Source organism: Sporosarcina sp. Y838, from assembly GCF_056786515.1.
The window spans coordinates 1-24,264 of sequence record NZ_JBXCJD010000007.1; the positions used below are offsets into that span (position 1 = coordinate 1).

General features: G+C 36.7%; 27 protein-coding genes and 4 pseudogenes. 29 read left to right on the forward strand and 2 right to left on the reverse strand.

Features of this window, described 5'->3' with window-relative positions:
• Positions 1 to 445 precede the first annotated feature (445 nt).
• On the reverse strand, positions 446 to 1,336 hold the full coding sequence (locus AC1TO4_RS11190) for a sulfurtransferase (protein ID WP_482105370.1): 891 nt from the start codon (positions 1,334 to 1,336) through the stop codon (positions 446 to 448).
• 186 nt (positions 1,337 to 1,522) lie between these two features.
• Here AC1TO4_RS11190 and AC1TO4_RS11195 point away from each other — a divergent pair.
• From AC1TO4_RS11195 to AC1TO4_RS11210, 4 genes and pseudogenes are all read left to right on the forward strand, one after another.
• Positions 1,523 to 2,016, forward strand: a pseudogene (locus AC1TO4_RS11195) (SDR family NAD(P)-dependent oxidoreductase).
• Between the two features lie 325 nt (positions 2,017 to 2,341).
• A complete protein-coding gene (locus tag AC1TO4_RS11200; protein WP_482105535.1) occupies positions 2,342 to 2,908 on the forward strand; it encodes a recombinase family protein in 567 nt (188 codons plus the stop codon).
• Positions 2,908 to 3,117, forward strand: coding sequence for a hypothetical protein (locus AC1TO4_RS11205; protein WP_482105371.1), 210 nt, complete (start codon positions 2,908 to 2,910; stop codon positions 3,115 to 3,117). The genes AC1TO4_RS11200 and AC1TO4_RS11205 overlap by 1 nt, the downstream gene beginning before the upstream one ends.
• 182 nt (positions 3,118 to 3,299) lie before the next feature.
• Positions 3,300 to 3,971, forward strand: coding sequence for a GntR family transcriptional regulator (locus AC1TO4_RS11210; RefSeq protein ID WP_482105372.1), 672 nt, complete (start codon positions 3,300 to 3,302; stop codon positions 3,969 to 3,971).
• 65 nt (positions 3,972 to 4,036) lie between these two features.
• Here the strand turns inward: AC1TO4_RS11210 and AC1TO4_RS11215 are convergent, their stop codons facing one another.
• Positions 4,037 to 4,258, reverse strand: coding sequence for an IS66 family transposase (locus AC1TO4_RS11215; RefSeq protein WP_482105373.1), 222 nt, complete (start codon positions 4,256 to 4,258; stop codon positions 4,037 to 4,039).
• Between the two features lie 216 nt (positions 4,259 to 4,474).
• Between AC1TO4_RS11215 and AC1TO4_RS11220 the strand changes: the two are divergent.
• From AC1TO4_RS11220 to AC1TO4_RS11340, 25 genes and pseudogenes are all read left to right on the forward strand, one after another.
• Positions 4,475 to 4,692 (forward strand): annotated as a pseudogene (locus tag AC1TO4_RS11220) (transposase); the annotation flags it as partial.
• Between the two features lie 1,098 nt (positions 4,693 to 5,790).
• Positions 5,791 to 6,657, forward strand: a complete 867-nt coding sequence (locus AC1TO4_RS11225; protein ID WP_482105374.1) for an alpha/beta fold hydrolase — start codon at positions 5,791 to 5,793, stop codon at positions 6,655 to 6,657.
• A complete protein-coding gene (locus AC1TO4_RS11230) occupies positions 6,657 to 8,126 on the forward strand; it encodes a 4-hydroxyphenylacetate 3-hydroxylase family protein (protein WP_482105375.1) in 1,470 nt (489 codons plus the stop codon). Before AC1TO4_RS11225 ends, AC1TO4_RS11230 begins: the two co-directional genes overlap by 1 nt.
• 229 nt (positions 8,127 to 8,355) lie before the next feature.
• Positions 8,356 to 9,696 (forward strand): MFS transporter, encoded by a 1,341-nt coding sequence (locus AC1TO4_RS11235; protein WP_482105376.1) that lies wholly within the window; start codon positions 8,356 to 8,358, stop codon positions 9,694 to 9,696.
• Between the two features lie 26 nt (positions 9,697 to 9,722).
• On the forward strand, positions 9,723 to 10,193 hold the full coding sequence (locus AC1TO4_RS11240) for a flavin reductase family protein (protein WP_482105377.1): 471 nt from the start codon (positions 9,723 to 9,725) through the stop codon (positions 10,191 to 10,193).
• Positions 10,194 to 10,578: 385 nt separating this feature from the next.
• A complete protein-coding gene (gene hpaD / locus AC1TO4_RS11245) occupies positions 10,579 to 11,532 on the forward strand; it encodes a 3,4-dihydroxyphenylacetate 2,3-dioxygenase (RefSeq protein ID WP_482105378.1) in 954 nt (317 codons plus the stop codon).
• A gap of 207 nt (positions 11,533 to 11,739) precedes the next feature.
• Entirely contained in the window at positions 11,740 to 11,997 is a 258-nt protein-coding gene (locus tag AC1TO4_RS11250; RefSeq protein ID WP_482105379.1) for a GntR family transcriptional regulator, read from the forward strand.
• Between the two features lie 49 nt (positions 11,998 to 12,046).
• Positions 12,047 to 12,409 (forward strand): annotated as a pseudogene (locus AC1TO4_RS11255) (FCD domain-containing protein); the annotation flags it as partial.
• Between the two features lie 81 nt (positions 12,410 to 12,490).
• Positions 12,491 to 13,366 (forward strand): acetaldehyde dehydrogenase (acetylating), encoded by an 876-nt coding sequence (locus tag AC1TO4_RS11260; RefSeq protein ID WP_482105380.1) that lies wholly within the window; start codon positions 12,491 to 12,493, stop codon positions 13,364 to 13,366.
• Positions 13,367 to 13,383: 17 nt separating this feature from the next.
• Positions 13,384 to 14,394 carry a 4-hydroxy-2-oxovalerate aldolase gene (gene dmpG, locus AC1TO4_RS11265; RefSeq protein WP_482105381.1) on the forward strand — a complete coding sequence of 337 codons (1,011 nt, stop codon included), beginning with the start codon at positions 13,384 to 13,386 and terminating at the stop codon, positions 14,392 to 14,394.
• 427 nt (positions 14,395 to 14,821) lie between these two features.
• Positions 14,822 to 15,295: a flavin reductase family protein gene (locus AC1TO4_RS11270; protein WP_482105382.1), complete on the forward strand. Its 474-nt coding sequence runs from the start codon at positions 14,822 to 14,824 to the stop codon at positions 15,293 to 15,295.
• A 24-nt stretch (positions 15,296 to 15,319) separates the two neighbouring features.
• Complete coding sequence (locus tag AC1TO4_RS11275) at positions 15,320 to 16,135, forward strand: FAD synthetase family protein (protein ID WP_482105383.1); 816 nt, start codon at positions 15,320 to 15,322, stop codon at positions 16,133 to 16,135.
• A gap of 24 nt (positions 16,136 to 16,159) precedes the next feature.
• A complete protein-coding gene (locus tag AC1TO4_RS11280; RefSeq protein ID WP_482105384.1) occupies positions 16,160 to 17,011 on the forward strand; it encodes an alpha/beta fold hydrolase in 852 nt (283 codons plus the stop codon).
• Positions 17,012 to 17,126: 115 nt separating this feature from the next.
• A complete protein-coding gene (locus AC1TO4_RS11285) occupies positions 17,127 to 17,918 on the forward strand; it encodes a 2-keto-4-pentenoate hydratase (RefSeq protein WP_482105385.1) in 792 nt (263 codons plus the stop codon).
• A gap of 1,030 nt (positions 17,919 to 18,948) precedes the next feature.
• Complete coding sequence (locus tag AC1TO4_RS11290) at positions 18,949 to 19,182, forward strand: hypothetical protein (RefSeq protein ID WP_482105386.1); 234 nt, start codon at positions 18,949 to 18,951, stop codon at positions 19,180 to 19,182.
• Between the two features lie 95 nt (positions 19,183 to 19,277).
• On the forward strand, positions 19,278 to 19,481 hold the full coding sequence (locus AC1TO4_RS11295; protein WP_482105387.1) for a hypothetical protein: 204 nt from the start codon (positions 19,278 to 19,280) through the stop codon (positions 19,479 to 19,481).
• A 263-nt stretch (positions 19,482 to 19,744) separates the two neighbouring features.
• The gene (locus AC1TO4_RS11300) at positions 19,745 to 19,969 is read left to right on the forward strand and encodes a hypothetical protein (RefSeq protein WP_482105388.1); all 225 of its coding nucleotides are present in this window, start codon (positions 19,745 to 19,747) and stop codon (positions 19,967 to 19,969) included.
• Positions 19,970 to 20,541: 572 nt separating this feature from the next.
• The gene (locus AC1TO4_RS11305; RefSeq protein ID WP_482105389.1) at positions 20,542 to 20,685 is read left to right on the forward strand and encodes a hypothetical protein; all 144 of its coding nucleotides are present in this window, start codon (positions 20,542 to 20,544) and stop codon (positions 20,683 to 20,685) included.
• Positions 20,686 to 20,755: 70 nt separating this feature from the next.
• The gene (locus AC1TO4_RS11310) at positions 20,756 to 21,049 is read left to right on the forward strand and encodes a hypothetical protein (protein ID WP_482105390.1); all 294 of its coding nucleotides are present in this window, start codon (positions 20,756 to 20,758) and stop codon (positions 21,047 to 21,049) included.
• A gap of 26 nt (positions 21,050 to 21,075) precedes the next feature.
• Positions 21,076 to 21,249, forward strand: coding sequence for a hypothetical protein (locus AC1TO4_RS11315; RefSeq protein ID WP_482105391.1), 174 nt, complete (start codon positions 21,076 to 21,078; stop codon positions 21,247 to 21,249).
• A gap of 53 nt (positions 21,250 to 21,302) precedes the next feature.
• Positions 21,303 to 21,470 (forward strand): annotated as a pseudogene (locus AC1TO4_RS11320) (hypothetical protein); the annotation flags it as partial.
• A 23-nt stretch (positions 21,471 to 21,493) separates the two neighbouring features.
• Positions 21,494 to 21,799 carry a hypothetical protein gene (locus tag AC1TO4_RS11325; protein WP_482105392.1) on the forward strand — a complete coding sequence of 102 codons (306 nt, stop codon included), beginning with the start codon at positions 21,494 to 21,496 and terminating at the stop codon, positions 21,797 to 21,799.
• A 604-nt stretch (positions 21,800 to 22,403) separates the two neighbouring features.
• Complete coding sequence (locus AC1TO4_RS11330; protein WP_482105393.1) at positions 22,404 to 22,787, forward strand: YhjD family protein; 384 nt, start codon at positions 22,404 to 22,406, stop codon at positions 22,785 to 22,787.
• On the forward strand, positions 22,787 to 22,990 hold the full coding sequence (locus AC1TO4_RS11335; RefSeq protein ID WP_482105394.1) for a LexA family protein: 204 nt from the start codon (positions 22,787 to 22,789) through the stop codon (positions 22,988 to 22,990). Before AC1TO4_RS11330 ends, AC1TO4_RS11335 begins: the two co-directional genes overlap by 1 nt.
• On the forward strand, positions 22,991 to 24,253 hold the full coding sequence (locus AC1TO4_RS11340; RefSeq protein WP_482105395.1) for a Y-family DNA polymerase: 1,263 nt from the start codon (positions 22,991 to 22,993) through the stop codon (positions 24,251 to 24,253).
• The last annotated feature ends 11 nt before the right edge of the window (positions 24,254 to 24,264 follow it).

Below are 24,264 nucleotides of genomic sequence, written 5' to 3' on the forward strand. Positions count from 1 at the left end.
TTTGGAGGGCTATTTGTCATGCACAAAATAGTATATCATAAGATTAATAGTAATTTTAAAGAAAAATATTGACATCCTATTAGCTGGTTTAGTTGAAGAAGGACGAAGAAAAAGTTACTTAAAGAAACAAAAACGCTTAATTTTTCTCAGTGTTTTTTTGTTGAATAAGTACCATGTCTCCCATCTTCAATTCCCTTCAATTTGACTACTGAATTAGCAACAGTTTTAACACGATATTTTCACCTTACAATAATTATTGTAGGTCGTGTAATACGTGCGTCGAATTGGATGTTGAAATAGTTGTGCTTTGTGTTTAAAAGTTGATGCATAGGTATTTTAAAGACCGCTAATTCATATGCGAATTAGCGGTCTATTTCGAACTTTATTTTTTACCAGTGAACTGAACGGGTTACATTGACAGCTCCTAATGCTTTTTTGCGTTTATTTATTCTGTGACTAGCGGACAAGTTGTATCTAGTGCCCATTCATTCAAAGAACCGTCATAAATCGCTACATTTTCTTGACCTAGCTTATTCAATAGCAAGGCATTCCACGTTGCTGCAATCCCTCCACCACAATATGTAATAACGGTTTTGTTAGGATCTAATGCATCAATCGCAGAAAATGTTTTTCGTAATGTTTCATCATCGAACAGTAATCGTGTTTCAGGATTTGAATGGCTTCCGAAAAACACATTATGACTTGTTGGAATATGCCCTTTACGTCCATACGTATTGGTTTTTCCCGAAAAGCTGTCAGGTGATAGGCTATCGATTAAGACGACACGATTATCTTCAATGCCAGCACGAACCTGTTCTTTATTGACAACGAGTTCTGGACGGCGCGAATATGTGAATTTTCCATCTGGATAAGAAGTAGTTTCAGTCGATACTGGACGGCCTTCTTGTTTCCATTTCACAAGTCCACCATCTAAAACAGCAACGTTATCAAAACCTTCATATTTTAATTGCCAGCGAAGACGGGATGCCCAGTAAGACGCGATGACATCAGCATTCGCCAATGCACCACGGTCATAAATGACGACATACGTTCCTTCACCAACACCAAGTCTTTCGACTTCTTCTACAAATTGATCCCGACTTGCTAGTGTCATAGGGAGTGGATTTTCATGGTCTGAGAAATTCTTTAAAATATCCGCAAAAACGGCACCCTCAATATGCTCCTCATCAAACGCCTCTTGCCCGGACCATAATCCAGGTTGATCATTCTTATCTGGCACACTCAAAAAAGTAGATGCATCTATCAAACGTAAATGAGGATCATCCAAGCGTTCATGCAACCAATCGCTATCAACAATTAAAGGAACATTTGTCATAAAATCTCTCCTATACTTATCGTATTATTTTAATAGTTTAATTCTAACATGAGCAGATATACAGTTCAATTTATTGAAGAAAACCAATGTTGGTCTTTTGACGAAGTAATAAAAAACCATCCAAAACAAAATCGGATAAGCAGCTCTCATTTAAAAAACGACGGAAAATTTTAGTTATATGGGTCAATTAACGTTTTAGTGAACAACGCTGGAATTCCTGGACCAGCAAAAGATATTACCGAACTGGAAATTGATGAATATTTAACGACTATTAATGTTGATCAACACGGTGTATTTTATGGTTTGAAAGCTTTAATACCCCATATGCTTGAAACAGGTGGAGGATCAATAGTAAATATTTCTTCTGCTGCAGGCATTAGACATCCTGAGGGGACACCAAATGTTGCCTACACAACTGCTAAACATGCTGTAATTGGATTAACTAAAGCAGCAGCAGTAGAATTCGGAGGTAGAAATATTAGAATTAATGCTGTATGTCCTGGTTCAGTTTTAACTCCATTAATGAAGAACAGTTAAAACAACTAGGAAGTGCATCCCCAATGGGAAGATTTGGAGAAACCGAAGAAATATCAGATACTGTAGTTTTCTTAGCTTCAGATAAATCATCCTTTATTAATGGTGCTTCTCTGGTTATTGATGGTGGACAAACAGTCAAATAACAAAAATTTAACTAGTTAAATCGGATTTAGTTCCCAGGGATTGGCACAATTCATGACATTTCCGTTTTTCTACATAAACAACAAAGTGACCTCTGTATTAAAGTTACTGGTTTTTTTAGATTCTATGCAAAATAAAGCTTAAAATCGATGCAATTTATCTTTTAAAGTGACACTTTATCGGCTTCTTTTACATTATAAAAGGTGTCGTAACCTTTAAGTATTGACACCACTTTGTCGATGCAGTAGTATCAAGGTATCAAGCGGTGTCTCAACTGGGCGCCATAAGTAAACCGCAAAAAAGGGGCTAATACATATGAACAAGGCTATAAAATATGGATATGCAAGGGTTAGTACAGTGGCACAAGATTTAGAGGCACAGATTCAGACATTGGAAAGTGAAGGTTGCCACAAAATCTACTCTGAAAAGTTCACAGGAACAAAGGCAGACCGTCCTCAATTTGTAGAGTTACTTTCATTGCTGAAAAAAGGCGATACATTAGTGGTCACTAAACTAGACCGTTTTGCAAGATCTGCAGAAGATGGAGTAAATTTAATAAAGGAACTTCTTTCAAAAGGAATCAAGGTTCACATATTAAATATGGGGCTTGTAGAGGATACATCAATGGGCAGATTAATTTTAAGAATGCTATCAGCCATTGCGGAATTTGACCGTGATATGATTGTTGAACGATTAGCAGAGGGCAAAGCCATTGCGAAGCAGAATCCTGATTTCCGTGAAGGTAGACCGAAGAAATTTACTAAAAAGCAAGTAGCACACGCTTTACAGCTATTGGAAGTGAATTCCTATACACAAGTAGGAGAAATTACAGGGATTTCTAAAAGCACACTAATCCGTGCCAAAAGAGAAGTAGCTAGAGGGGGCAGATTGTGATGGCCAAGAAATCACTTTTAGATTATCAATGGGAGTATGAAAGAATCATCCATGCAGATCAACCAAGAAGAGATATTCTACTGGCTGGTTTAATGACTGAAATGGAGAAACAATTCAAGATCCCAGTGTTGAGGAATGAAATGTGGAAACAAGTGGATATAAAGGTAATAGCGATGTATCGCAAGTTAAGTATTACAAGATCATTGTGAAGGTCGGCGAAAACTGATCTTCTTTTTTTGTGCAGATTGTGTATCAAAGGGATCTGTACTCAGAACTAAACGTTCGCAATTTAGTAAATGGTATTGAAATATGCTAAGATATTAGATAGAAATAGGTATGAGTTATGTATTGAAAGTATTAAAAAAATCATACAATTAAAGAGGGCGTCGGAATGGAAGAATTATATAGAGCTTTTCAAAAAGCACCAGTTATGAAATCGATGCAAGTTTATGAACAATTTAAAAAAGAATTATATACAGGTAAATGGGATTTTGGAGAAGAAATATTTGTAAATGAATTAATTGAAAAGTTTAATGTTTCAAGAAGACCCGTAATGGATGCGTTGAAATTGTTGCAGACCGAAGGATTTATTGAAATAATTCCTCAGTCCGGTTGTAAGGTAGTAGATTATTCAAAAGAGGAAGTTTTAGATCAACTTTTACTCAGTTCTGCCCTTGAGGCACTGGGGGCCGAATTAGCTGCGAAAAACCATACTTCTGATGAAATCAATTCTCTTTATAATTTTCAGGAACAGGCCAAAGAAGATTTTGAAAAGTTTGATGAGAAGGCTTATTATTTTGAGTATAATCGAAAGTTTCATGTTTATGTAATATTAATGGCACGGTCTAGAAGAGTCCAAAGACAATGTGTACAATTATGGGATTTAAATGATTTTTATCTTTTGAACTCACTAGATAAATTCAAGTTTAATACTGTCGAATTGTTGAATGAACATGATCAAATCATTGCGGCTATACAAGAAAGAGATGCGATTAAGGCTAAAAACATAATGGAAAGGCATATTCGTTCCTATATGGAAAGAATGAACGAACAACTTCCTTAAATATACGTAAAACGTTGGATTGTACAAGAGTAATTCAACGTTTTAAGGTAACTACTTAGGTAGACTTAAAGAGAAGAGTTTCCGGATTGGTTTGAAATAAGGGAGGCAAGTACTTCGAAATTCTGTTTGCGGAGAGTTGAAACGAAGCCACGGATTCGCGCAAATCGCTCAGCACCTTCGATTGTGCGGAAGGATCCTGAAATCATTTGTTTTACTCTCATCATTCGAATATCTCGTTCTGCCAAACTGTTATCAAAAGGTACGCAATTATCTTGAATAAACCGCAAAATAGCGGTTTGGAGTCGGAAACAAGTGAAAGTGAAGTTTGTTCAGTGTTATAATTTGAATTAGTAATCTTTGGAGTGCACATAAAAAGTCGTCCCTTCTAAATGTTGGTGTGGTAACTTACATTTCACAAGAAGTGACGCTTTTTTTGTACCCATTTTTTAGAAACGAAAAAGGACTGTCCACAAAGTCATTCTTGATGACTTTTGGGACAACCCCCGCCTGCTTTGCTATGTACAGCCACAGCCACGGATTACAAGAAGTTCGCCAAAAAATAAAGGGATTCTAGCACGAGACGGTAAATGAACGTCAAAAACAACGTGTTAAGAAGGGTATCTACCACATCCAACATGCCAACAACTTCCACAATCGTTTAAAGGCTTGGATGATACGAATTCAAGGAGTCGCCACTAAGCATTTTGACAACTACCAATTCATTTTACTTAACTAGGTGAAGTATCTGTAAAATTTATAGAATAAGTTAAGTTTGGGATAAAATTGTTCAAGTACTATATCTAGAATTCTAAGAAATGTTTTCGATATCTATCCGTGAATATTGATATCAACTTGTAATCGAATCATTATATAATTAAAAAATTATGGCTGAAGGTTTCCAAAACATACAAAAGGAGCATCTTTCCAAATAGCGAAATGAGTAAGTGACGAAAAACCTCTGAGACAAAAGGGGACTCCCTCAAGTTGTTGAAATCTTATTATTATATTTTCACAATAGGCAACATAAAATCGGTATATGTTCAGATTATTAAGGAGAGATTGATTAATTAGTTTTAATAGTATAATATATGATTATTACAACTAATATATTAGTCGCGGGTAGTGTCTCGAAGCAAAATTGAAAAGAATTTTCGAAATCATTGATAAATTTAACGAAGATCGGACATCGATTTTGCTTGTTGAACAAAACGCCCACATGGCATTAGAAAAATTAGACTATGCTTATGTATCGGAAAATGGTTATGTAGCAGTAAAGGTAAAGTATAAGGAATTTAAAAATGAATTTGTTACTTTAGAAATGTTACTTTGAAAAAATGTTAAGGATTATTCACCTAGATAAGCTATTGTGAAAGCGTTGTCAATAGCTTTTACTATTGTTTTCCAAACTATAGATAGAATACTTTAAATTGATTGACATATCAAAACTAATATATTAGTATTTAAGTTATCCGATATTGCACTCAATAAGCAAAGTTGGAGTTTGCTATTAGAGAACAAAACTCATAGTTGTTTTGGGAACTAAATTTTCATTGAGCAAGGAGGTAATAAAATTGGCATAAATAAATTTATCTGATGATTAATACTAGTTTCGTATAATCATTTTAATCTTTGAATGTGAAAGATGGAGACCCTGGAAATCGTTAGGATCCACATTAAATTGAAATAGGGAATAGAATTTTAGAGGGCTCGTCAGTGATTTAATGCATAGGTAGAGTAGTAGCAGTCAATTCGTTTTATGAAAAAGTGACGATAATTTAATTCACATAACCAAAAATATAGACGAGAGAAGGAGAAGTTAATGTCTAAGTATGATGTGAGTATTTGGAATGAGTTAGCGGGGACAGAGTTTAAACAGTACTATATTGATGCGAATGGCGTAAGTACTAGAATTGTCGAGGCGGGAACAGGCGAACCACTGGTTTTATTACACGGTGTTGGAGGACATATTGAGGCATATGGTAGAAATATTAAAAGTTTAAGTGAACATTTCCGGGTTATTGTTTTGGACATGCTTGGACACGGATATACTGGAAAACCCGATTATCCATACACATTGAATGAGTATAGTGAGCATTTATTAGCAGTTTTTAAAGAACTTTCTTTTGATGAAGTCCATTTGTCTGGTGAATCCTTGGGAGGATGGGTATCTGCCTGGTTTGCAGCCCGTCATCCAGAATATATAAAGACGTTACTATTAACTACGCCGGGAAATATCAAAGCTAGACCGGAAGTTATGAAAAAGTTGAAGGAATCTACATTGAAAGCAGTATTAGAAGCGAACCATAATACAGTACGTGCAAGACTCGAATTTTTATTTCATGACACGAATTTTGTTACGAAAGAATTAGTGGAGTCTCGATATAAGATTTATACACAACCGGAACTTAAAGAAGCAATTCAGAATATTGTTGTGCTACAAGATTGGGAAGTTCGCAAAAACTTTATGTGGGAGCCTGAGTGGACACACAAAATTACTGCACCAACTTTAATCATAATGACTGATCACGATCCGACAGCTACCGTTGAAGATGCGGAATACCTTCAGGGACTTATTCCGAACTGCAAGATGCATGTAATTAAAGATGCTGGTCATTGGCCGCAATGGGAAAAACCAAAAGAGTTTAATGAGCTACATATTGAATTTGCTAAAGGAGTGCTTGTATAATGACTGCAATTAAAGGTATAGACTACTTGGAACGTTTAAAAAACAATCCACCTGAAACATGGATGGGTGATGAAAAAATTACCAACCCGACTACGCATCCGCTTGTTGCTCCACCGGCAATATCAATTTCAAAACTCTATGATTTACAATGGGAGCCTGATAAAAAGGATCACATGCTGTATACGAATCCAAATACGGGTGAATTGACTGGGACTCAATTTTTAGTTCCAAGATCAAAAGAAGATTTGAAAAAAAGAAGGTTAATGCATCAAGAGTGGGCTAAAGCAACATATGGTTTCATGGGTCGCTCAACCGATTTTATGAGTGCTATGCTATTGGGCTGGTACGCGAATGCAAATTTCTTTGGTGAATATGCAAACAACGTAAGAAATTATTTCGATTATATTCGGGAAAATGATTTATTTTTAACACATGTACTCATTAACCCACAAGTAGATCGTAGTCAACCGCCATCTAAGCAGCCAGACGAATTTACTTATCTCGGGGTGGTTAAAGAAACAGAAGAGGGAATTATTGTACAGGGTGCAAAAATGATGGCAACCGCAGGCCCTTATGCAGATGAAGTGCTCGTTTTCCCATTCGTTAATCAAAATGTAGGCTCTGAAGATTATAAATATGCTATTTCGTTTGCTGTGCCAATGTCTACTCCCGGCTTAAGAGTAATTGCTCGGGAATCCTACGTGAAAGAATCTAAAATCGATAATCCATTAGCGAGCCAGTTTGATGAACTTGATGGTATTTTAGTTTTTGATAATGTATTAGTACCATGGGATCGGGTGTTTATAAACCAAGATCCGGCAAGAATAAATGAAGTTCTAAGTTATACAAGTCTTTATACAGGTCATCAATCGACAATACGTTTAATGACAAAGCTACAATTTGTTGCTGGCCTAGCCATGAAGGCGACTGATATAGTTAAAACCAATGTTTTTCCTCAAGTGCAAGACCTAATGGGTGAAATAACAACGTATATAGAGCTATGTAGATCCGCAATTATATCTGCTGAAGAAAACGCGGAACCAAATGAACAAGGCATCTACATTCCTGATTTCAGACCTTTAAGTGCAATTCGAAACTCTGGAAATCGTTGGTATCCGCGTGTGAGAGAAATACTGCAATTAATTTTAGCCGGAGGACTAATGTATCAGCCAGCTTCACTGAGTGTATTAGATAGTCCAATTAAAGAAGATATTGAAAAATATTTTAGGGGTGCAGATGTTTCAGCAAGAGAGAAAATCCAAATTTTTAAAATAGCCTCTGAATTGACCGTATCTGCCTTTGGATCTCGTCATGAGTTGTACGAAAGATATTATGCTGGTGATCCATTCTTCCTAAGAATTAACTCACAATATAAAAACTATGATAAGTCGGAATGTTTATCTCTCATTGATGGTTTGCTTCATCAGATTAATACAGAAGATACTAAGGTAACAAGTAATATATTATGAGGTTAGCTCTTTTACACGGTGCATCCTGTTAAAAGAATGCGCATAAATACTTATATATCAAAGGTTTTGACTTGTAATTCTAGTTCGAAAGTTGATTTGTTATTTCATGAATACACCTTCTCAGATTGTTAATACTAAGATGCTAATGTATTAGAGTTCAATCTATATTCTTTATGTAAGCGCTTTTTCATCAGTTTAAGAATATAAGTTCAAACAAAGGGGTGCTTGAATGTATCAAATCGATGTAAGAAAAACTTTAAATGAATCAAAGTTTTCAAGGTTTCATTTAAATGTTCTGTTGTGGGGTTTAGTAATTCTAATATTCGATGGCTTCGATCTCGTTGTATTTGGAGCGGTTGTTAGCTCTATAATGGATGAGTGGTCTTTAACAGCGGTAGAAGCCGGAGCTTTAGGCAGTTATGCGACATTCGGTATGATGATTGGCGCAGCAGTCTTAGGGACTTTATCAGACAGGTTTAGCCGAAAAAAGGTAATTTTATTTTGTGTAATTTTATTTAGCTTGTTTACTCTTATTATTCCTTTCTCGACGACACCTACAATGTTCGGAATATTCAGGTTCATAGCAGGTTTAGGATTAGGTGGAGTTATGCCTAATATTATTACGCTAATGGGGGATTACGCACCTGCCAAGAAAAGAGCATTTCTAATCACAGCGATGTGTAGTGGATATGGTATTGGAGGGGTATTATCTTCAATATTATCAATAAATTTGATAGATAGTTTTGGATGGCAGTCTGTCTTTTATATTGGAGGTATACCACTTTTACTGGTACCTTTCATGATAAAGTTTTTACCGGACTCTCCGCAGTCTTATATGCGTGAAAATAAAGCCTTCAAGCTAGGAAAGCATTTAGAAAAAATAGAACCAGAATTTAAGTTCGAAAAAGAGTCACAGCTAGTATTTTCAAATTCCTATGAAAGAAAAGTACCTATATTAGATTTATTTAAAGATAAACGTGCAGTCAGTACAATAATGCTTTGGGCTAATACCTTTATGCTACTGGTAGTACTTTATGGATTAAACACTTGGTTGCCTAAATTGATGCAAAATGCAGGTTTTGCTTTAAATGCGGGAATATTACTACTTTTAGCAATGAACTTTGGAGGAATAGTAGGCTCACTTCTAGGAGGCTGGTTATCTGATAAATATAGTCCTAAAAACGTTTTAGCTTGTTTTTATTTTATGGGAATAATGTCGTTAGTTGTTTTAAGTTTTAATCCAAGCATTGTGATTACTTATATTTGTGTTGTTTTTGCTGGTGCAGCATCTATTGGATCTCAAATTATTGCTAATGCATTTGCGAATAGTTATTATCCAGCCCATATGAAATCAACAGGCTTGGGTTGGTCTCTAGGGGTAGGTCGCTTAGGTGCGGTAGTAGCACCAATATTGGGTGGGGTTTTAGTATCTTTAAATTTAAGTATGCAGTCTAACTTTTTAATGTTTACAATCCCAATGCTAATCGCAATGATTTGTATATTCTTTGTCAAAACTAAACAGGAAAAAACAGCTTTGGTTTCTAAATTGAAGGAAACAGAAGTTCTATAATAATAATAATAACAGGAGGTAAAATAATGAATGATCGTTTATATAGGGATGCAATGGGGAAGTTTGCAACAGGTGTGACAGTGATTTTAACAGAAACAAGTGAGGGTATTCACGGTATGACAGCTAATGCATTTATGTCAGTATCTTTAGATCCAAAATTAATTGTCATATCAGTGAAAAATAATGCTCGCATATTACCAAAAATTGAAGAGGCGGGATCTTTTTCAGTCAATATTTTAGTTGCGAATCAAGAAGAGGTGTCTAAAGCTTTCGCCGGGCAACTGAAGGATCAGACAGTTGAATTTGAACGTCTATCGAATCAACCTATTATCCCTGGAGCTTTAGCACAAATTGTGTGTGAAGTTGGAAATACTCATGTTGAAGGTGATCATACTTTATTTATTGGAAGAGTAAAAGATATTGTTTTAAACGAAGGAGAGCCATTGCTGTTCTTTAGTGGGAAATATCAGAAATTACTTGAATTAGAACAAGCATAAAAAGATAACACCCTAGAACGCTATATTTTTGTAGAAAAAGGTATGATTCGCACAGCTTTTAGACTAATAGTTCCTGCTGCAGATGTAGATATTGTATAGAAATATGCTTAAAGAAGTTAATTAAATGACAATTTGGACAGGTTTATCAAATTTAGAATTTCAATAATACTATGTTTAAATCGAAACTTATTAGTGAAAAAATTCAGAATTATAATGGACGAATTGTTTTGGTTTCATGTAAGATACAAATTAATTACTTGTAAACTAATATATCAGTTGATTGGAAAGCGATTACATTGTTTCAAAGGAACATATTACTTTCTATTTACTTTTTCTAATATACTAGTGCGCAATTGGATGATGAAAAATTGGGAGGATGAGATTGATGATTTTACGTTTAGGGTTCTCAGAATTATATGTAACAAGTTTAGAAAAGTCTAGACACTTCTATGTAGATACACTGGGTTTTATTGAAGTAAAACAGATTGGTAAAAGTCTATATTTAAGAGGTGTGGAAGAGTTTGATGAATATTCATTAATTCTTACAGAAAATTCTTACGCGGCACTAGCAAACTTTGGTTTACGCGTATCCTCACCGGAGTATTTAAAAGAATTGCAGACGTGGCATGATGAACAAGGAATTCCAAATGAGTATGTAGAAGAGGGGCTTCATGATGGTCTTGGCGCATGTTTAAAAGTTGCGGAGCCTAGTGGTCATCCAGTCGTATTTTACCATTCTATAAAGCAAATTGATTACCGAGATGAAAATGGAAAGCTTATATTGCCAATGCGAAATTTACAAAAATTTAATGGCATTCCACCTGTTAAAATTGATCACATGAACTTACGTGTAACAGATGTAGATAAGGCATTAGAATACTGGCAAGCATTAGATTTCAGTATTTCTGAATATGTACAAGATGAAAATGGTAAGTTTGCTGCATGGACACGTCGAGCTGCAACGACGCATGATGTTGCTTTGGTAAAATCCTCTAAACCTGCCCTTCATCACACGGCTTATCTCGTAGATGGTGTTATGGGTGTTGTTCGTACAGCGGATTTACTTGCCGATGCGGGTTATCGTGAATCAATTAACTATGGACCAGGTCGTCATGGCACAACGAATGCATTTTTCTTATATATTCGTGACCCAGATGGTCATCGTATGGAAATTTATTCGAATGACTATAGTCGAGATCTTGATGCGAAGCCAATTGGTTGGTCAAAAGAAGAATTTGATTCCTATGGCCGTTTGTGGTGGGGTTCGGCGGCGCCAGATAGCTTCTTTGAAACAACAGAACTAAATCGCGATTGGATTAAAAGCGCTGTGAAGCAATAATTCGTGAGAAATAGAGGTATGAACCAGTAAGATGGGGAGTACCTCCTTTCTATTTTAGAAAAAAACGATTTCAATGTGAAAATCCCACTAGAATCTACTGTCTGCATCTCATACTTTCCTCTATTGGGATTTTGCAATTTATTGAAATTTTCATTATTTAGTTAAAATTATGAATGAAAACAGATTGTATTTTGAAAGTAGACATAGATGGAGGAAGTATATAAACAATTAAAATCAAATTCGCATCTAAAATCTGTTCAAGTGTATGAGGAGTTAAAGGAAGTGCTCATTATGGGCCACTGGCGTTTTGATGAAAACATTAAAGTAGAAGAATTGAATGAAAATTATGACGTGTCGATACGGCCAGTAATGGAAGCTTTGAAAGTATTGGAAATGAAGGGTTTATCGAGATTGTGCCACAGCATTGATGTCGCGTTGTGGGTTACTCGAAGAAAGAGGCAATAGAAGTCATTATGCACGCTCTGCTGTTGAGATGTTTTGAGTTGAACTTGCAGCCTTAAATCATACAGAGTTTGAGATGAGACAGTTTAAAGTCTATCAACAAATTAGCGAATCACCACAGCTATTATATGATAAACACTTTTACTTAAACTATAATCGTGAATTTTATGAGCATATTCCCATGATGACTCACTCCAAAAAGATTAAAGATTATATTTTGCAAATCTGGGGTTTAAACGATTTTTACTTAGTAAATTTATTTGATCATTTCCCATGGGATTTACAGTCTTCTTTAAAGAATCATTCTCAATTACTAGAAGCGATGGAGTCGAGAGACGTTAATCGAGCGAAGAAAATATTGGCGGATCATTTTGATTCGTTCATAAGACAGCATTTAGAGGCATTGCCCGGCTAAATCTATTATTGGTGATATTTAACGAAACAAATCTTTATTGTCTACAGACGAAATTATAGGAAAAGAAGGGGGCGAAGGCTCGTGGGAAAAGTTAAAGTAGCAATTCTTGGATCAGGTAATATCGGTACCGACCTGATGTTTAAACTTGGACGTTCCAATCTCTTAGAACTGACAACAGTTATTGGCATTGATGAAAATTCTGACGGTCTACGCAAAGCGAAAGAACTAGGATATGAGGTAATATCTACGGGAATAGATGGTTTTTTAGAAAGGAAGGAGCTAGCGGAGTTTATCTTTGATGCAACCTCTGCAAAGGCGCATATTCATCATGCAAAGCTGTTGAAAGAAGCCGGCAAACGAGTGTTAGATTTGACACCGGCAGCTATTGGACCAGCCGTAATTCCAGCAGTAAATATTGGTGAGAATTTAGCTGCTGAAAATGTAAATCTAGTGACATGCGGTGGCCAAGCAACGATTCCAATGGTTCATGCGATCAATCGTGTTCAATCTGTTAAATACGCAGAAATTGTTGCGACTATTTCCAGTAAAAGTGCAGGTCCCGGTACACGTGCCAACATCGACGAATTCACACTAACCACTGCTAGAGCGATAGAAACAATTGGTGGAGCAACAAAAGGAAAGGCAATCATAATTTTAAATCCCGCAGAGCCACCGATTATGATGCGTGATACAATTCATTGCCTATTAGATGGAGAAATAAGCGAGGAATCGACCATCATCGATTCAATTCGTGAAATGGAGAAGCAGGTACAGAAGTATGTGCCAGGCTATCGCTTAAAACAAGATCCACTCATTGACGGAAATCAAGTGACCGTGTTTGTTGAAGTTGAAGGATCTGGCGATTATTTGCCCTCGTATTCTGGAAATCTAGATATCATGACAGCTGCAGCCGTGCAAGTGGCGGAAGAATGGGCGACAAAATTGGTGAAAAGTTAAGAGAGGGGGTAAGGACAATGAATAAAGATGTAATTATTACCGAAGTTGCACTACGCGATGGAAGTCATGCAGTTAAGCACCAATTTACAGTAGATCAAGTAGTAAACATCGTGAAAGGTCTTGATGATGCGAACGTACCCTATATAGAAGTAGCCCATGGAGATGGGTTAGCAGGTTCTTCTTTGCAGTATGGTCTATCATTAACAGATGAAATGGAACTAATTGAAGCAGCTGCTGCAACAGCGAAGAACGCCAAAATTGCTGTATTATCAATACCGGGAATCGGAACGCGAGCTGAGTTAAAACAAGCTGCAGAACTAGGGGCAAAGTTAGCGCGTATTGCTACGCATGTGACAGAAGCGGATGTTTCATTACAGCATCTAACATTTGCAAAAGAATTAGGCATGGAGGCAGTTGGGTTTTTGATGATGTCCCATATGGCATCAACCGAAAAACTAGTTGAGCAAGCCCGTTTGATGGAAAGTTACGGTGCAGATACTGTCTATGTGGTAGATTCCGCAGGCGCATTATTACCAAACCAAGTGGCAGATCGAATCAAGGCTTTAAAAGATACTTTACATGTAGAGGTAGGTTTCCATGCCCATAATAATTTATCTTTAGCATTAGCTAATACACTAGTAGCCATTGAACAGGGAGCTACTCGAATTGATGGAAGTATTCGTTGTTTAGGAGCAGGCGCAGGAAATACCCAAACAGAAGTATTGGCGGCTGTTCTCGACAAAATGAATATCCAGACGGGGATAGACATTTATAAATTAATGGATGTTGCAGAATACATTGTAGCGCCTATTTTACAGAAACCCCAAGAGATTACAAAAGATAGTTTAGTACTAGGGTATGCAGGTGTATACTCTAGCTTCATGTTACATGCGCAAAGAGCTGCAGAGAAATTTGGTGTGGACTCTCGGGATATTTTGATAGAACTTGGAAAACGAAAAGTAGTCGGCGGGCAAGAAGATATGATTTTAGAAGTAGCTGCAGAAATAAAACTATTGCAAAAGGCATAAACAACATAATAACTCGTTTAAAAAACTCTCCTTAGAAAATTCGGGTAAGAGGATTTTCAATCTATTCTATGTTGAATCAACAGGGAGTCTAATCTCTCCGTCGATTCAAATTTAGCCTCCGGTCGAGGTTACAAATTTTGAAAGAAGTTAGTTGCAAACAGATGAAGAGACTTTATGCTCAGAATTCTTTGCTATTCGTACACATATCATCAAAATCTGTACAGACATTGCAGTATGTTCATTATTAACATTGGGTGGCGGAGCGCTTACAAAGGCGGCAAGATTGAGTTATTCATCCGTGATATGTTATCAGTCGCAACACATAAGACAGTATTATACGAAGACTCAGTTGCTGCATACGGTTTAGAACTATTTAGATTAGGGCGGAATACGCGGCTAATAAAATCTCTGAAGGGAGGTTATTGAATTGGACAATCATAAATTTCGAGCAGCAATGGGGAAATTTGCAACAGGTGTAACAGTGATTGCAACCCAGCATGAAAATGAAGTACATGGCATGACAGCGAATGCATTTATGTCTGTCTCATTAGAACCAAAACTTGTTGTCATTTCAATTAAAGAAAATGCACGGATGTTAAGTAAAATTCAGGAGAGCAAAATGTTTTCAGTTAACATTTTGGCTGCTGATCAAGAAGAAATTTCAAAGGTTTTTGCAGGGCAAATAAAAGAGCGTCACGAGGTACCGTTTGACTTATTAGACGACAAACCAGTTATTCCTGGGGCTATTGCACAAGTTGCTTGTGATGTATCGGCGGTGCATGTAGAAGGAGATCACACGCTGTTCATCGGGAAGGTCACTGCCATTGAATTAGAAGATAAAGATCCATTATTATTCTACAACGGTAGCTATCAAACATTGGCAGAAGCAGTGAAAATCTAACTATCGAAAGTGAGGCGAGGCTGTATGGAAACAATCTATATAAACCAAGATAACCTAAATGAATGGCAGGGAAATTCGCCGCAGCAAATTATGGCGCTTGGTTATTTTGATGGACTTCATGCGGGACATTGTCAGGTGATTGAAACGGCGAAACTAGAAGCTATGCGCCAGAATAAAAGATTAGCGGTTATGAGCTTTACACCTCATCCAAAGTACGTATTATCAGATGGTAAGGTGCAAGTACCGCATTTAATGACACTCTGTGCAAAACAAAGCAAGCTAGAACAGCTTGGTGTAGATACTCTTTATATTGTGGATTTCACAAAAGAGTTTGCAGCCTTATCTCCTCAGCAATTCGTGCATGATTATCTCGTAAATCTAGGAGTTGTCCATGCAGTCGCTGGTTTTGATTTTTCGTATGGTTTTAAAGGTGCTGGTCATCTAGATCGATTAGCAGCTGATTCTGGAGGCAAGGTCACTGCCACCAAGGTACCTAAAGTAGAATATGCAGGTGAAAAAATAAGTTCGTCCTGTATTCGTGGTAAGATTTCTAATGGATTGGTGAATGAAATGCCACATTTATTAGGACATTATTACAAAATACGAGGTCATTGGGATGGTGTCGAACTGCAAGCAAATGCGTATTGTATGCTGCCTTCCGCTGGTCGGTATGAAGCCGTCATCAATGCAAACGGCAACACGATTCAAATGGAAATCATCGTGAAGGATGATGGGGATTTGATTACACCTAGAAGACTACCATTGAACTTTGTGGGAAACATTTTGATTGAGTGGCGACAACAAATCTATGTACATGAAAAAGTGGCACAATTAATTTAATTTTAAGTAGGAGGAGTTTAGTAAATGACAATCTGGACAGATTTAGCAAATATTGAGTTTAAATTACATTATGTAAATGCAAATGGTGTTAGAACACGTGTGTTAGAAGCGGGAGAAGGCACACCACTTATTCTCTTACATGGTACAGGTGGACATATTGAAGCTTATGCACGTAATATTCCTGAGTTGAGCAAACATTTCCGTGTGATTTGTATTGATATGCTTGGTCATGGCTACACAGATAAGCCAGACTATCCATATGGCATTGATAAATATAGTGAACACCTACTCGATTTGATTAAAGCGATGGATTTAGACCGGGTTTACTTATCTGGTGAGTCACTCGGCGGGTGGGTAGCTGCATGGTTTTCAGCTGAACATCCAGAATATGTGATTTCACAAGTGTTGAATACACCAGGAAATGTGAATAGTAAACCAGAAGTTATGGCGGCGCTAAAGGCTTCTACTTTAAAAGCAGTACTTGAAGCGAATTATGAGAATGTTAAAACGAGACTAGAATGGCTCATGTATGACAAGAGTCAAGTAACAGATGAGTTAATTAAAAGCCGTTATGATATTTATACACAGCCTGAGTACCAAAAATCTGTACACAATATCGTCTATTTACAAGAAGTTGAGCCACGTAAGAAATATATTTGGGATCCTTCTTGGTGTGGTGAAATCACAATTCCAACTTTACTTGCGTGGACCGATCATGACCCTACATCAACGGTAGAGGAAGCGCAGCCAATTAGAGATATGATTCCTAATTGCGAATTTACTGTTATTGAGAATGCTGGTCACTGGCCGCAATGGGAGCAAATTGAAGCTTTCAATAACGTTTTAATAGACTTTTTATTACAACCTGTAAAGTAATTAATAGTTTACGTATTATTTTCTATGAATAGATACATTTTTTATGAGTGAGGTGAAGATAGGGGATTTCCTAACCTTTATGTTCCCCTCCATTTTACTAAAGGGGGAATTATGCATGCTAATTAATACAAATACTATTGATCAAGCTTATCATCACCTAGTACAAGCGGAAAAGCTCCATCAATCGGTGTCTCCTATAACCGAACTCCTTCCAGAGTTTACAATTGATGACGCTTATCATACACAGCTCAAAGTAATCGATTATAAATTGGATCAGGGCGCTAAAATCTTAGGTAAGAAAATAGGATTAACTTCGTTAGCGATGCAACAACTATTAGGAGTCGATCAGCCAGATTATGGACATCTTCTTGATAATATGGAAGTAGAAAACAAAGGGGTGGTCAAGTTGAGCTCCTTGTTCGAACCGAAAATCGAAGGAGAAATTGCATTTGTTTTAAAAGAAGATTTATGTGGTCCAAATGTGACAGTTGAAGAAGTTTTTGCGGCGACAAATTATGTTGCACCCTCTATAGAAATTGTAGATAGTCGTATTAAGGATTGGAAGATAACGCTTGAAGATACAGTAGCTGATAATGCATCTTGTGGGTTGTATCTACTAGGAGATTCGAAAATAAATATTCAACAGATCGATTTACCAAGCGTTAGCATGCAACTGTTGAAAAATGGAGAAGTGATAAACGAAGGAACAGGTAAAGATGTGTTAGGGCATCCAGCAACTTGTGTAGCTTGGCTAGCGAATAAATTACATGAATACGGTGTCACATTGAAAAAAGGAGAAGTCATTTTATCCGGTGCTCTATCGGCAGCCGTTGTTGCGGAACCAGGCGATACATTTACTGCAAAATTTGCAGAGTTAGGAGAAGCAACAATTCATTTTGTAGAATAGATTAATTTGGGATGTTCAAGGTAGCATTTCATGCGAATGAAAATAAATGTAAAATAAAAAAGGGAGGTTCTCTCACACTTGTATTGGGTCCGGTCATTTTAGTGGGATTTTTTTCAAAAAACGATCATGGAAAAGTACAAGAGTGATTTATGACACTAATATCATTAGGTAGATTAGTAGGACCGAATGCCACTGGTGACTTTTCTGTTCAAAAAGAAACTTGAGTCAGTATTAAATAGGATCAACAAAAGGGGGATTACCGTACGAAATAACCCAGAAAACTTATAGTTTCAATGTATTGAAGGAATGATCGAGTTACTAGAAGCTAAATTCGGTGAGAAGGTGGAGGCCACGGTGTTCTGCCCATCATGGGGAAATGAAGATAAAATGTACATAAGCTTGTGAAAGCGACCCGTCCACAGATTCAATTGTGGGTAGGTCGCTTTTTTTATTTGCCTATTTTACGAATTGCACTTTAAATATGATAATCAACGTGTTTATGATTACTGGATGCTTCGTGATGTCAATTCCGTTCGGGAAGTCGCAAATAAACGAGTGAACGTTCGAAAAGTGGTTATATATATTTACGAACTATTTTTTGCACTGTATTTGAATAGAAACACATTGTTCGTTAATGTGTACTTTTGCGAACGGTAAGCCATATTCAAAATAAGTCTCTATTAATTTACGTGTTATCTTATATTTAAATGGTAAAGTAAAAAGAGAGTATTTAAAATTTTTAAAGCTTTGGACGCCTAAATTGTTATATGAGTAAATAACTTGAATTGTTTATTGAACAAAGAGAGATGATACTTTTGAGTGAAAGCAGAAAGTAAGATTTTAAAAAAAGACAGGTAGTGAATTAGCTCTTGATACCTTCCTAAACGTTGGAAGCGAGGCAGGAGCAAATATTGCAAAGGAATCTTTCGCTAGCGCAGCAGGAGATTTTGCTCTGGATGCCGTAAGCTCATTTATTCCAGGACTTTCAGGGGCAATTCAAAATTTTAAGCGAGCTCGTTTTGAGAGAAACATGAAAAAAGTAACCGAAGAATTGAATTCCAAGTTAGATGAAGTCCATTTGAATTTAGAATCCAAGACACTTAAACAAAGAGAACAAATTGATGAATTATTTCAATATATGTTGGATGCAGCAATGGACGCACAACAAGAAGAAAAAATTGAATATATGGTTAATGGATTCGTTAATATTACTGAAAATCATTTTATAACCGAAGATTTTTTTAAACTTATTTTGACGTTTTAAAAGAACTTAGAATGATTGATATTTCAGTATTAAGGTTAATGTATTCATCTCGTTATTTTTTTGATTAAGAATCAAGAGAGACATTTTATGATGTAATGGATAGACATGGTATTACTTATGAGCAATACGAAGCTGTGCGAAGCAATCTACTGAGAATTGGCTTGTTGACGACAAAAACAGACCTTCATGTCGCAGACGATATTAAAGAAATTTCGAAAACATTTAAAGACATATTCTCATATTTGGAAAAGTTAACAGCATCAAAACCAGGTCGTTTATCTAAATTAAAAGAACCATAACTTAAGTCAAAAGAACAACTAGAGATTTCTAAGTTCGGACTCAATTTCGTGAAATTATTCTTAGAGTTAGAACACTCAGTAACTGAATAAGAATTGAAAGTAAAGTAGAGGCGCATTTTTTTCTAACTGCAGTTTAGTTTAATAATTTTCGAAGGGCTTTTGTTTTATGTGAATCAGGGAGATTGCAGTAGGACTCAACTACGTAGTAAGGAGGAGTTCTTTTCCTTCTGTCGAATATTGGAAGATAGAGGGGAGGGGATTCTATGATTTTCGGTGAAGAGGATTTATCGCAATATAATTCAGCAAAATCGCCATGGTTCAATATAGCGACTAACGGTAAAGTTGATATCGGTATTGAACAAGGTTATATCCAAAAAGTCGGTTTGACTTCCGAAGGAATGTACAAAATGGTAGATGATTGGTTAAACAGCATCCACGGATTGTCAAGAGAACAGAGGGGAAATCTTATTAACAAACTTGAAAAGTAATAGGCAAGAACGTCCTCTACTGAGGACGTTCTTTTTTGTGAAGCATGTGGAATGAGATGGTGAGGACCGTGGTATGAGATTCATTGTTAGAAAAAGAAATTTTGAATCTTCATCATCATCATAAATATTGCTGTAGATAGGCTTTACATTACTGTCCTGGATAAATTAACAGAGATACTCAAGTGCAGAGCCGTGAAACTATCTCGCTATTGAAGAGAATGAATGAAGCTTAATGGAGTTTATGCAACGGAAAGAGGGTAAATAAACAATGTGTCTAAGAGTGCTTTATCTCGAATTACTAATCTGGAAGGTAGAAGAGGGAGTCGATGATAGGGCTGAGAAGGATCGTATTGGAGTTTTGACTGAATATGAATTAGAAGTCATTGTAGAGAAGGCGTGTATCAGGTAGCAAACTCAGCCTGTTCAAAGTTATATGACGGGTTAGCAAAACGCTTTATATGTGAATTTGAAGGAGATTTAGGAAGCAATCGATATGAGTTTGAACAATTGAACAGAAACTAACAACTAATATTAAAGGAGATTATTTCAAATGAAAAACTATGAGATGAAAATTGAACATCAAATTTAAATTGCTGAATTGGGTATATGAGCGTAAGGCTGATAATGGTAAACGTTTCGGAGGACGATGGTTGATGAGTGGCATAACGCTGAGTGTCGTAGGTATTTATGCAGTTATTGGATTGATGATGTGGTAATTGATGGTAGGGCAAACTTGAAGGTCAGGTGAGAAGTGAAAACTATAAAACTAAAAGGGGATTATTAAAAATGAATGTAAACTTAAAAAAGGTAGAAATGAAAGAGATATTGGATACGGTTGTTACCAGAATTGATAATCTAGAAAACTTAATGGTGGGAAGTGGATTAATGACAATGAATGAATTTAATCGAGATATATTGAAACCTATTATTGTCGGATTTGAAGATATGGAGAAAAATCTAATCGGCATTGAGTGCGATACGGAAGACACTCTTAAAGATATGAAAGAAACGTATGGTGATAGTGGGCTTGAAATGATGAAATTTGCGATGATGCTTAACAGATTAAAAGAAAATAATTGAATGATGCAGATAGGAAGGCATTGATTATGAATGCATTTGGAGCTGTTCATGAGGATTATGGGAATGTATTTAAGATGATTAAATCAGATAATGAAAAGGGGAATGGTGATATCTCTGATAAAAAAGAGAAGATCGTTGTCATGAATGAAAAAGAGGTTGAACATTCGGAAGGATTGGGATGTTATTTTTTGGTTATTTGATTTCATTAATTTGAGGGAATACAAAGGAGCAATCAGAAAAACACTTTAATCGACCAGTCTATCGTGAGATGAGAGCAAAAATGCGTTTTGGTGATGTATTAGTAGTTCATGACCTTAGTAGGTTTGGTAGAAATAGGTATAGATACGATGCACTTAAAATAATGGGGCAGGATTGTTTAATAGTGGGGGTTCCTGAAGAGAGGATTTTTTTAAAATTATGAAAAAAATTAGAGTGGAGGTAATTATGAAATATTTTAATAAAGTGGAAAATCCTGAACATCCATATCAAGTTTTTAAGCCTCAGAAATATGAAATACCATTACAGGAAATAATGCTCATTAAGAAACATCAAACGGAATGGGTAACCTATGCCTTATATAGTGAAGAAGGGATAGTCTATTTACTAACAAATGTTTCGGTTATGAATAATTGTTTATGCGGTGATGCCGACTATGGTGAACCATATTGTAAAATTGAAGAGATTAATAATTACTCTTTGGCTACATTAGATAAGGATGCTTACAACTGGTATATGACCCAAGCGAGATAATTGAAGTTTGTATTCATGTTGTATTAAAGCTAAATGGCCTATGATTTCTACGATTGTCTGGGTGACAATTATGGCTGTTACTAACGTGCTAACTTTGCAAAGCAATAATGGCATATCTGACGGGCAATTACGAATCGGCCAAAAAAGTGGAACTGGATTAACCGGAAACAGGAGTATGTAGTGTTAACCTCGCATCAACAAAACAAGAACAATCTTGCTGTAATGCAACATCTAGTTGTTAAGGATACTTTAATGGAATAACAAGGCGAATCCAACACTTAATAAAGAGCCCACTTCTGGTAACTCTTGTTAAGTGTTTATTTGCCGTTGCAATACGAACATACATTCCGTATACTAATTAAAAGAGGAGGGAACAGATGTGCGTGTTGAATTGATTAAGTCGATGGATCGGAATTATGTCTTAGATATGATGTATATATCAAAAGACGGTGAAATAAGCAAACGTAGAATCAAGGTGCTACAGGTGGGTGAGGTATCATTCCGAGCCTATTGTCATCTTCGCGGGTCCAGAAGAACTTTTACGATTGATAACGTGCTAGCGCTTGTTCCCATCGTATATAAAGAAAGCCTGGTGATTTAAGTCGTGCGATTCATTCCATCTGAGGCAATACCTTATTTCGAAAACATGATTTACTTACCGATAATAATTACTGTATTGGAGAAGGATCGTGGTGAAATCGAAATTGGTTCATTCAAATTGAAAAAACCTTATGTCGATATTATTGAAGGTGCACTAAAGGCTGCAAGGCATGAAATGAAAGAAACGAATATATATTTGAAGCGTAATAAAATGAAAGTAATTAAAAGGCTGAATGATGGAACGTTTACAGAGTACCTATTCATGCACGAAGGTCACGAAGAGCGACGGAAATATTTAAACATACGGTTACGAAACAGAACCGAGGAATTGATAAGCATTTATTTTACGAAGTCCGAAGAACACCATACCAAAGGAGCTGTTATTTAGTGAGCGAACGTCAAAGAAATATTTTAGAATACATTAAAAGATACACAGCAGAAAACCTATATCCACCAACGATTAGGGAAATTGCTACAGCAGTCGGACTCAAATCGCCATCCACAGTTCACGGTCATTTAGATAGGCTGAGGGAAAACGGGTATATAAACTTTGTTAATTCATCACCACGCACTTTGACAGTAGTTAGTTAAATGAATCCGATATATAAGGGGCAACCAAATAAACAAATCGCCTGTATTGATATGTTGAGCTTCTATGCGAGCTGCATGGCTACGTTGCACAATTTAGATGTTCGTACTGTGCCAATCGCGGTCGTCGGAAACCTACAACAAAAAGGTTCAGTCGTACTTGCGGCCAGTCCCGCTATGAAAAAGAAATTTCGTATAAAGACAGGTAATCGATTATTTGAAATCCCTAGCCATCCCGAAATCCGTTTGTTTGAACCAAAAATGTCGTATTTCCTCAAAATGTCGATGGCAATCACACATATCCTTCACAATTACGTGCCTGCAGAGGCTATACATGTCTACTCGGTCGATGAATCGTTTATTGACCTAACGGGAACCGAAAAGCTCTGGGGTGACCCGGTGGAAACAGTTAAGGATATACAAGCAGAAATACTGGAAACGCTAAATTTACCATCAACGGCTGGGATGGGGCCAAATATGTTATTGGCAAAATTGGCACTGGATTTGGAAGCAAAGAAAACAGGTTTTGCGAAGTGGGAATTTGGGGATATACCGTCGAGGCTATGGCCTGTTGCCCCGTTGAGTGAAATGTGGGGAATTGGTCGACAGACGGAGAAAACTCTAAATGATATGGGTATCTTCTCAGTTGGCGATCTCGCGCACACATCGCTTGAACGGCTCGAGAAAAAGTTTGGTGTAATGGGAAATCAATACTATCATCACGCCTGGGGGATTGACCTGTCCGAGTTGGGCGCACCTCTGTTGGAAGGTCAAACGAAGAGCTATGGCAAGGGTCAAACGCTTTACAGGGATTATGTAACCCGCGAATCTGTACTTGTGGTTATTCTAGAAATGTGTGAGGATGTTTCTCGGCGTGCGCGAGAAGCAAAAAAAGAGGGCAGGACCGTTCATCTCGGAATAGGATACAGCAAACATTCTTCAGGTGGTGGATTCAGTCGATCTATTTCAATAGAAGAAGCTACAAATGATACTATGAAAATTTACCGAACTTGCATGGCTCTATTCGATAAATTTCACGATGGCCGTCCAGTAAGGAAAGTCACGATCTCGATAACAAATTTAGAAGACGAAACATCAATGCAGCTAAGCTTATTCGACCATAATAAGTTGCGGAATCGAACATTAGGCACTGTGATGGATGATCTCCGGAATAGGTACGGCTCTACAGCAATACTAAGGGCCGTTTCACTCACTGAAGATGGTACGGCAATTGGACGTTCGAAGTTAGTTGGAGGACACAAGTAATGGAGGATTAG

Excerpts from the sequence above, each read along its gene's own strand:
- AC1TO4_RS11225 (WP_482105374.1), top strand. The coding sequence starts at position 5,791 with ATGTCTAAGTATGATGTGAGTATTTGGAATGAGTTAGCGGGGACAGAG.
- AC1TO4_RS11230 (WP_482105375.1), top strand. The coding sequence starts at position 6,657 with ATGACTGCAATTAAAGGTATAGACTACTTGGAACGTTTAAAAAACAAT.
- AC1TO4_RS11250 (WP_482105379.1), top strand. The coding sequence starts at position 11,740 with ATGGAGGAAGTATATAAACAATTAAAATCAAATTCGCATCTAAAATCT.
- AC1TO4_RS11315 (WP_482105391.1), top strand. The coding sequence starts at position 21,076 with ATGAATGCATTTGGAGCTGTTCATGAGGATTATGGGAATGTATTTAAG.
- AC1TO4_RS11340 (WP_482105395.1), top strand. The coding sequence starts at position 22,991 with ATGAATCCGATATATAAGGGGCAACCAAATAAACAAATCGCCTGTATT.
- AC1TO4_RS11290 (WP_482105386.1), top strand. The coding sequence starts at position 18,949 with ATGAAAAAAGTAACCGAAGAATTGAATTCCAAGTTAGATGAAGTCCAT.
- AC1TO4_RS11205 (WP_482105371.1), top strand. The coding sequence starts at position 2,908 with ATGGCCAAGAAATCACTTTTAGATTATCAATGGGAGTATGAAAGAATC.
- AC1TO4_RS11310 (WP_482105390.1), top strand. The coding sequence starts at position 20,756 with ATGAATGTAAACTTAAAAAAGGTAGAAATGAAAGAGATATTGGATACG.
- hpaD (WP_482105378.1), top strand. The coding sequence starts at position 10,579 with ATGATTTTACGTTTAGGGTTCTCAGAATTATATGTAACAAGTTTAGAA.
- AC1TO4_RS11325 (WP_482105392.1), top strand. The coding sequence starts at position 21,494 with ATGAAATATTTTAATAAAGTGGAAAATCCTGAACATCCATATCAAGTT.
- AC1TO4_RS11235 (WP_482105376.1), top strand. The coding sequence starts at position 8,356 with ATGTATCAAATCGATGTAAGAAAAACTTTAAATGAATCAAAGTTTTCA.
- AC1TO4_RS11190 (WP_482105370.1), bottom strand. The coding sequence starts at position 1,336 with ATGACAAATGTTCCTTTAATTGTTGATAGCGATTGGTTGCATGAACGC.
- AC1TO4_RS11275 (WP_482105383.1), top strand. The coding sequence starts at position 15,320 with ATGGAAACAATCTATATAAACCAAGATAACCTAAATGAATGGCAGGGA.
- AC1TO4_RS11300 (WP_482105388.1), top strand. The coding sequence starts at position 19,745 with ATGATTTTCGGTGAAGAGGATTTATCGCAATATAATTCAGCAAAATCG.
- AC1TO4_RS11210 (WP_482105372.1), top strand. The coding sequence starts at position 3,300 with ATGGAAGAATTATATAGAGCTTTTCAAAAAGCACCAGTTATGAAATCG.
- AC1TO4_RS11285 (WP_482105385.1), top strand. The coding sequence starts at position 17,127 with ATGCTAATTAATACAAATACTATTGATCAAGCTTATCATCACCTAGTA.
- AC1TO4_RS11240 (WP_482105377.1), top strand. The coding sequence starts at position 9,723 with ATGAATGATCGTTTATATAGGGATGCAATGGGGAAGTTTGCAACAGGT.
- AC1TO4_RS11295 (WP_482105387.1), top strand. The coding sequence starts at position 19,278 with ATGGATAGACATGGTATTACTTATGAGCAATACGAAGCTGTGCGAAGC.
- AC1TO4_RS11280 (WP_482105384.1), top strand. The coding sequence starts at position 16,160 with ATGACAATCTGGACAGATTTAGCAAATATTGAGTTTAAATTACATTAT.
- dmpG (WP_482105381.1), top strand. The coding sequence starts at position 13,384 with ATGAATAAAGATGTAATTATTACCGAAGTTGCACTACGCGATGGAAGT.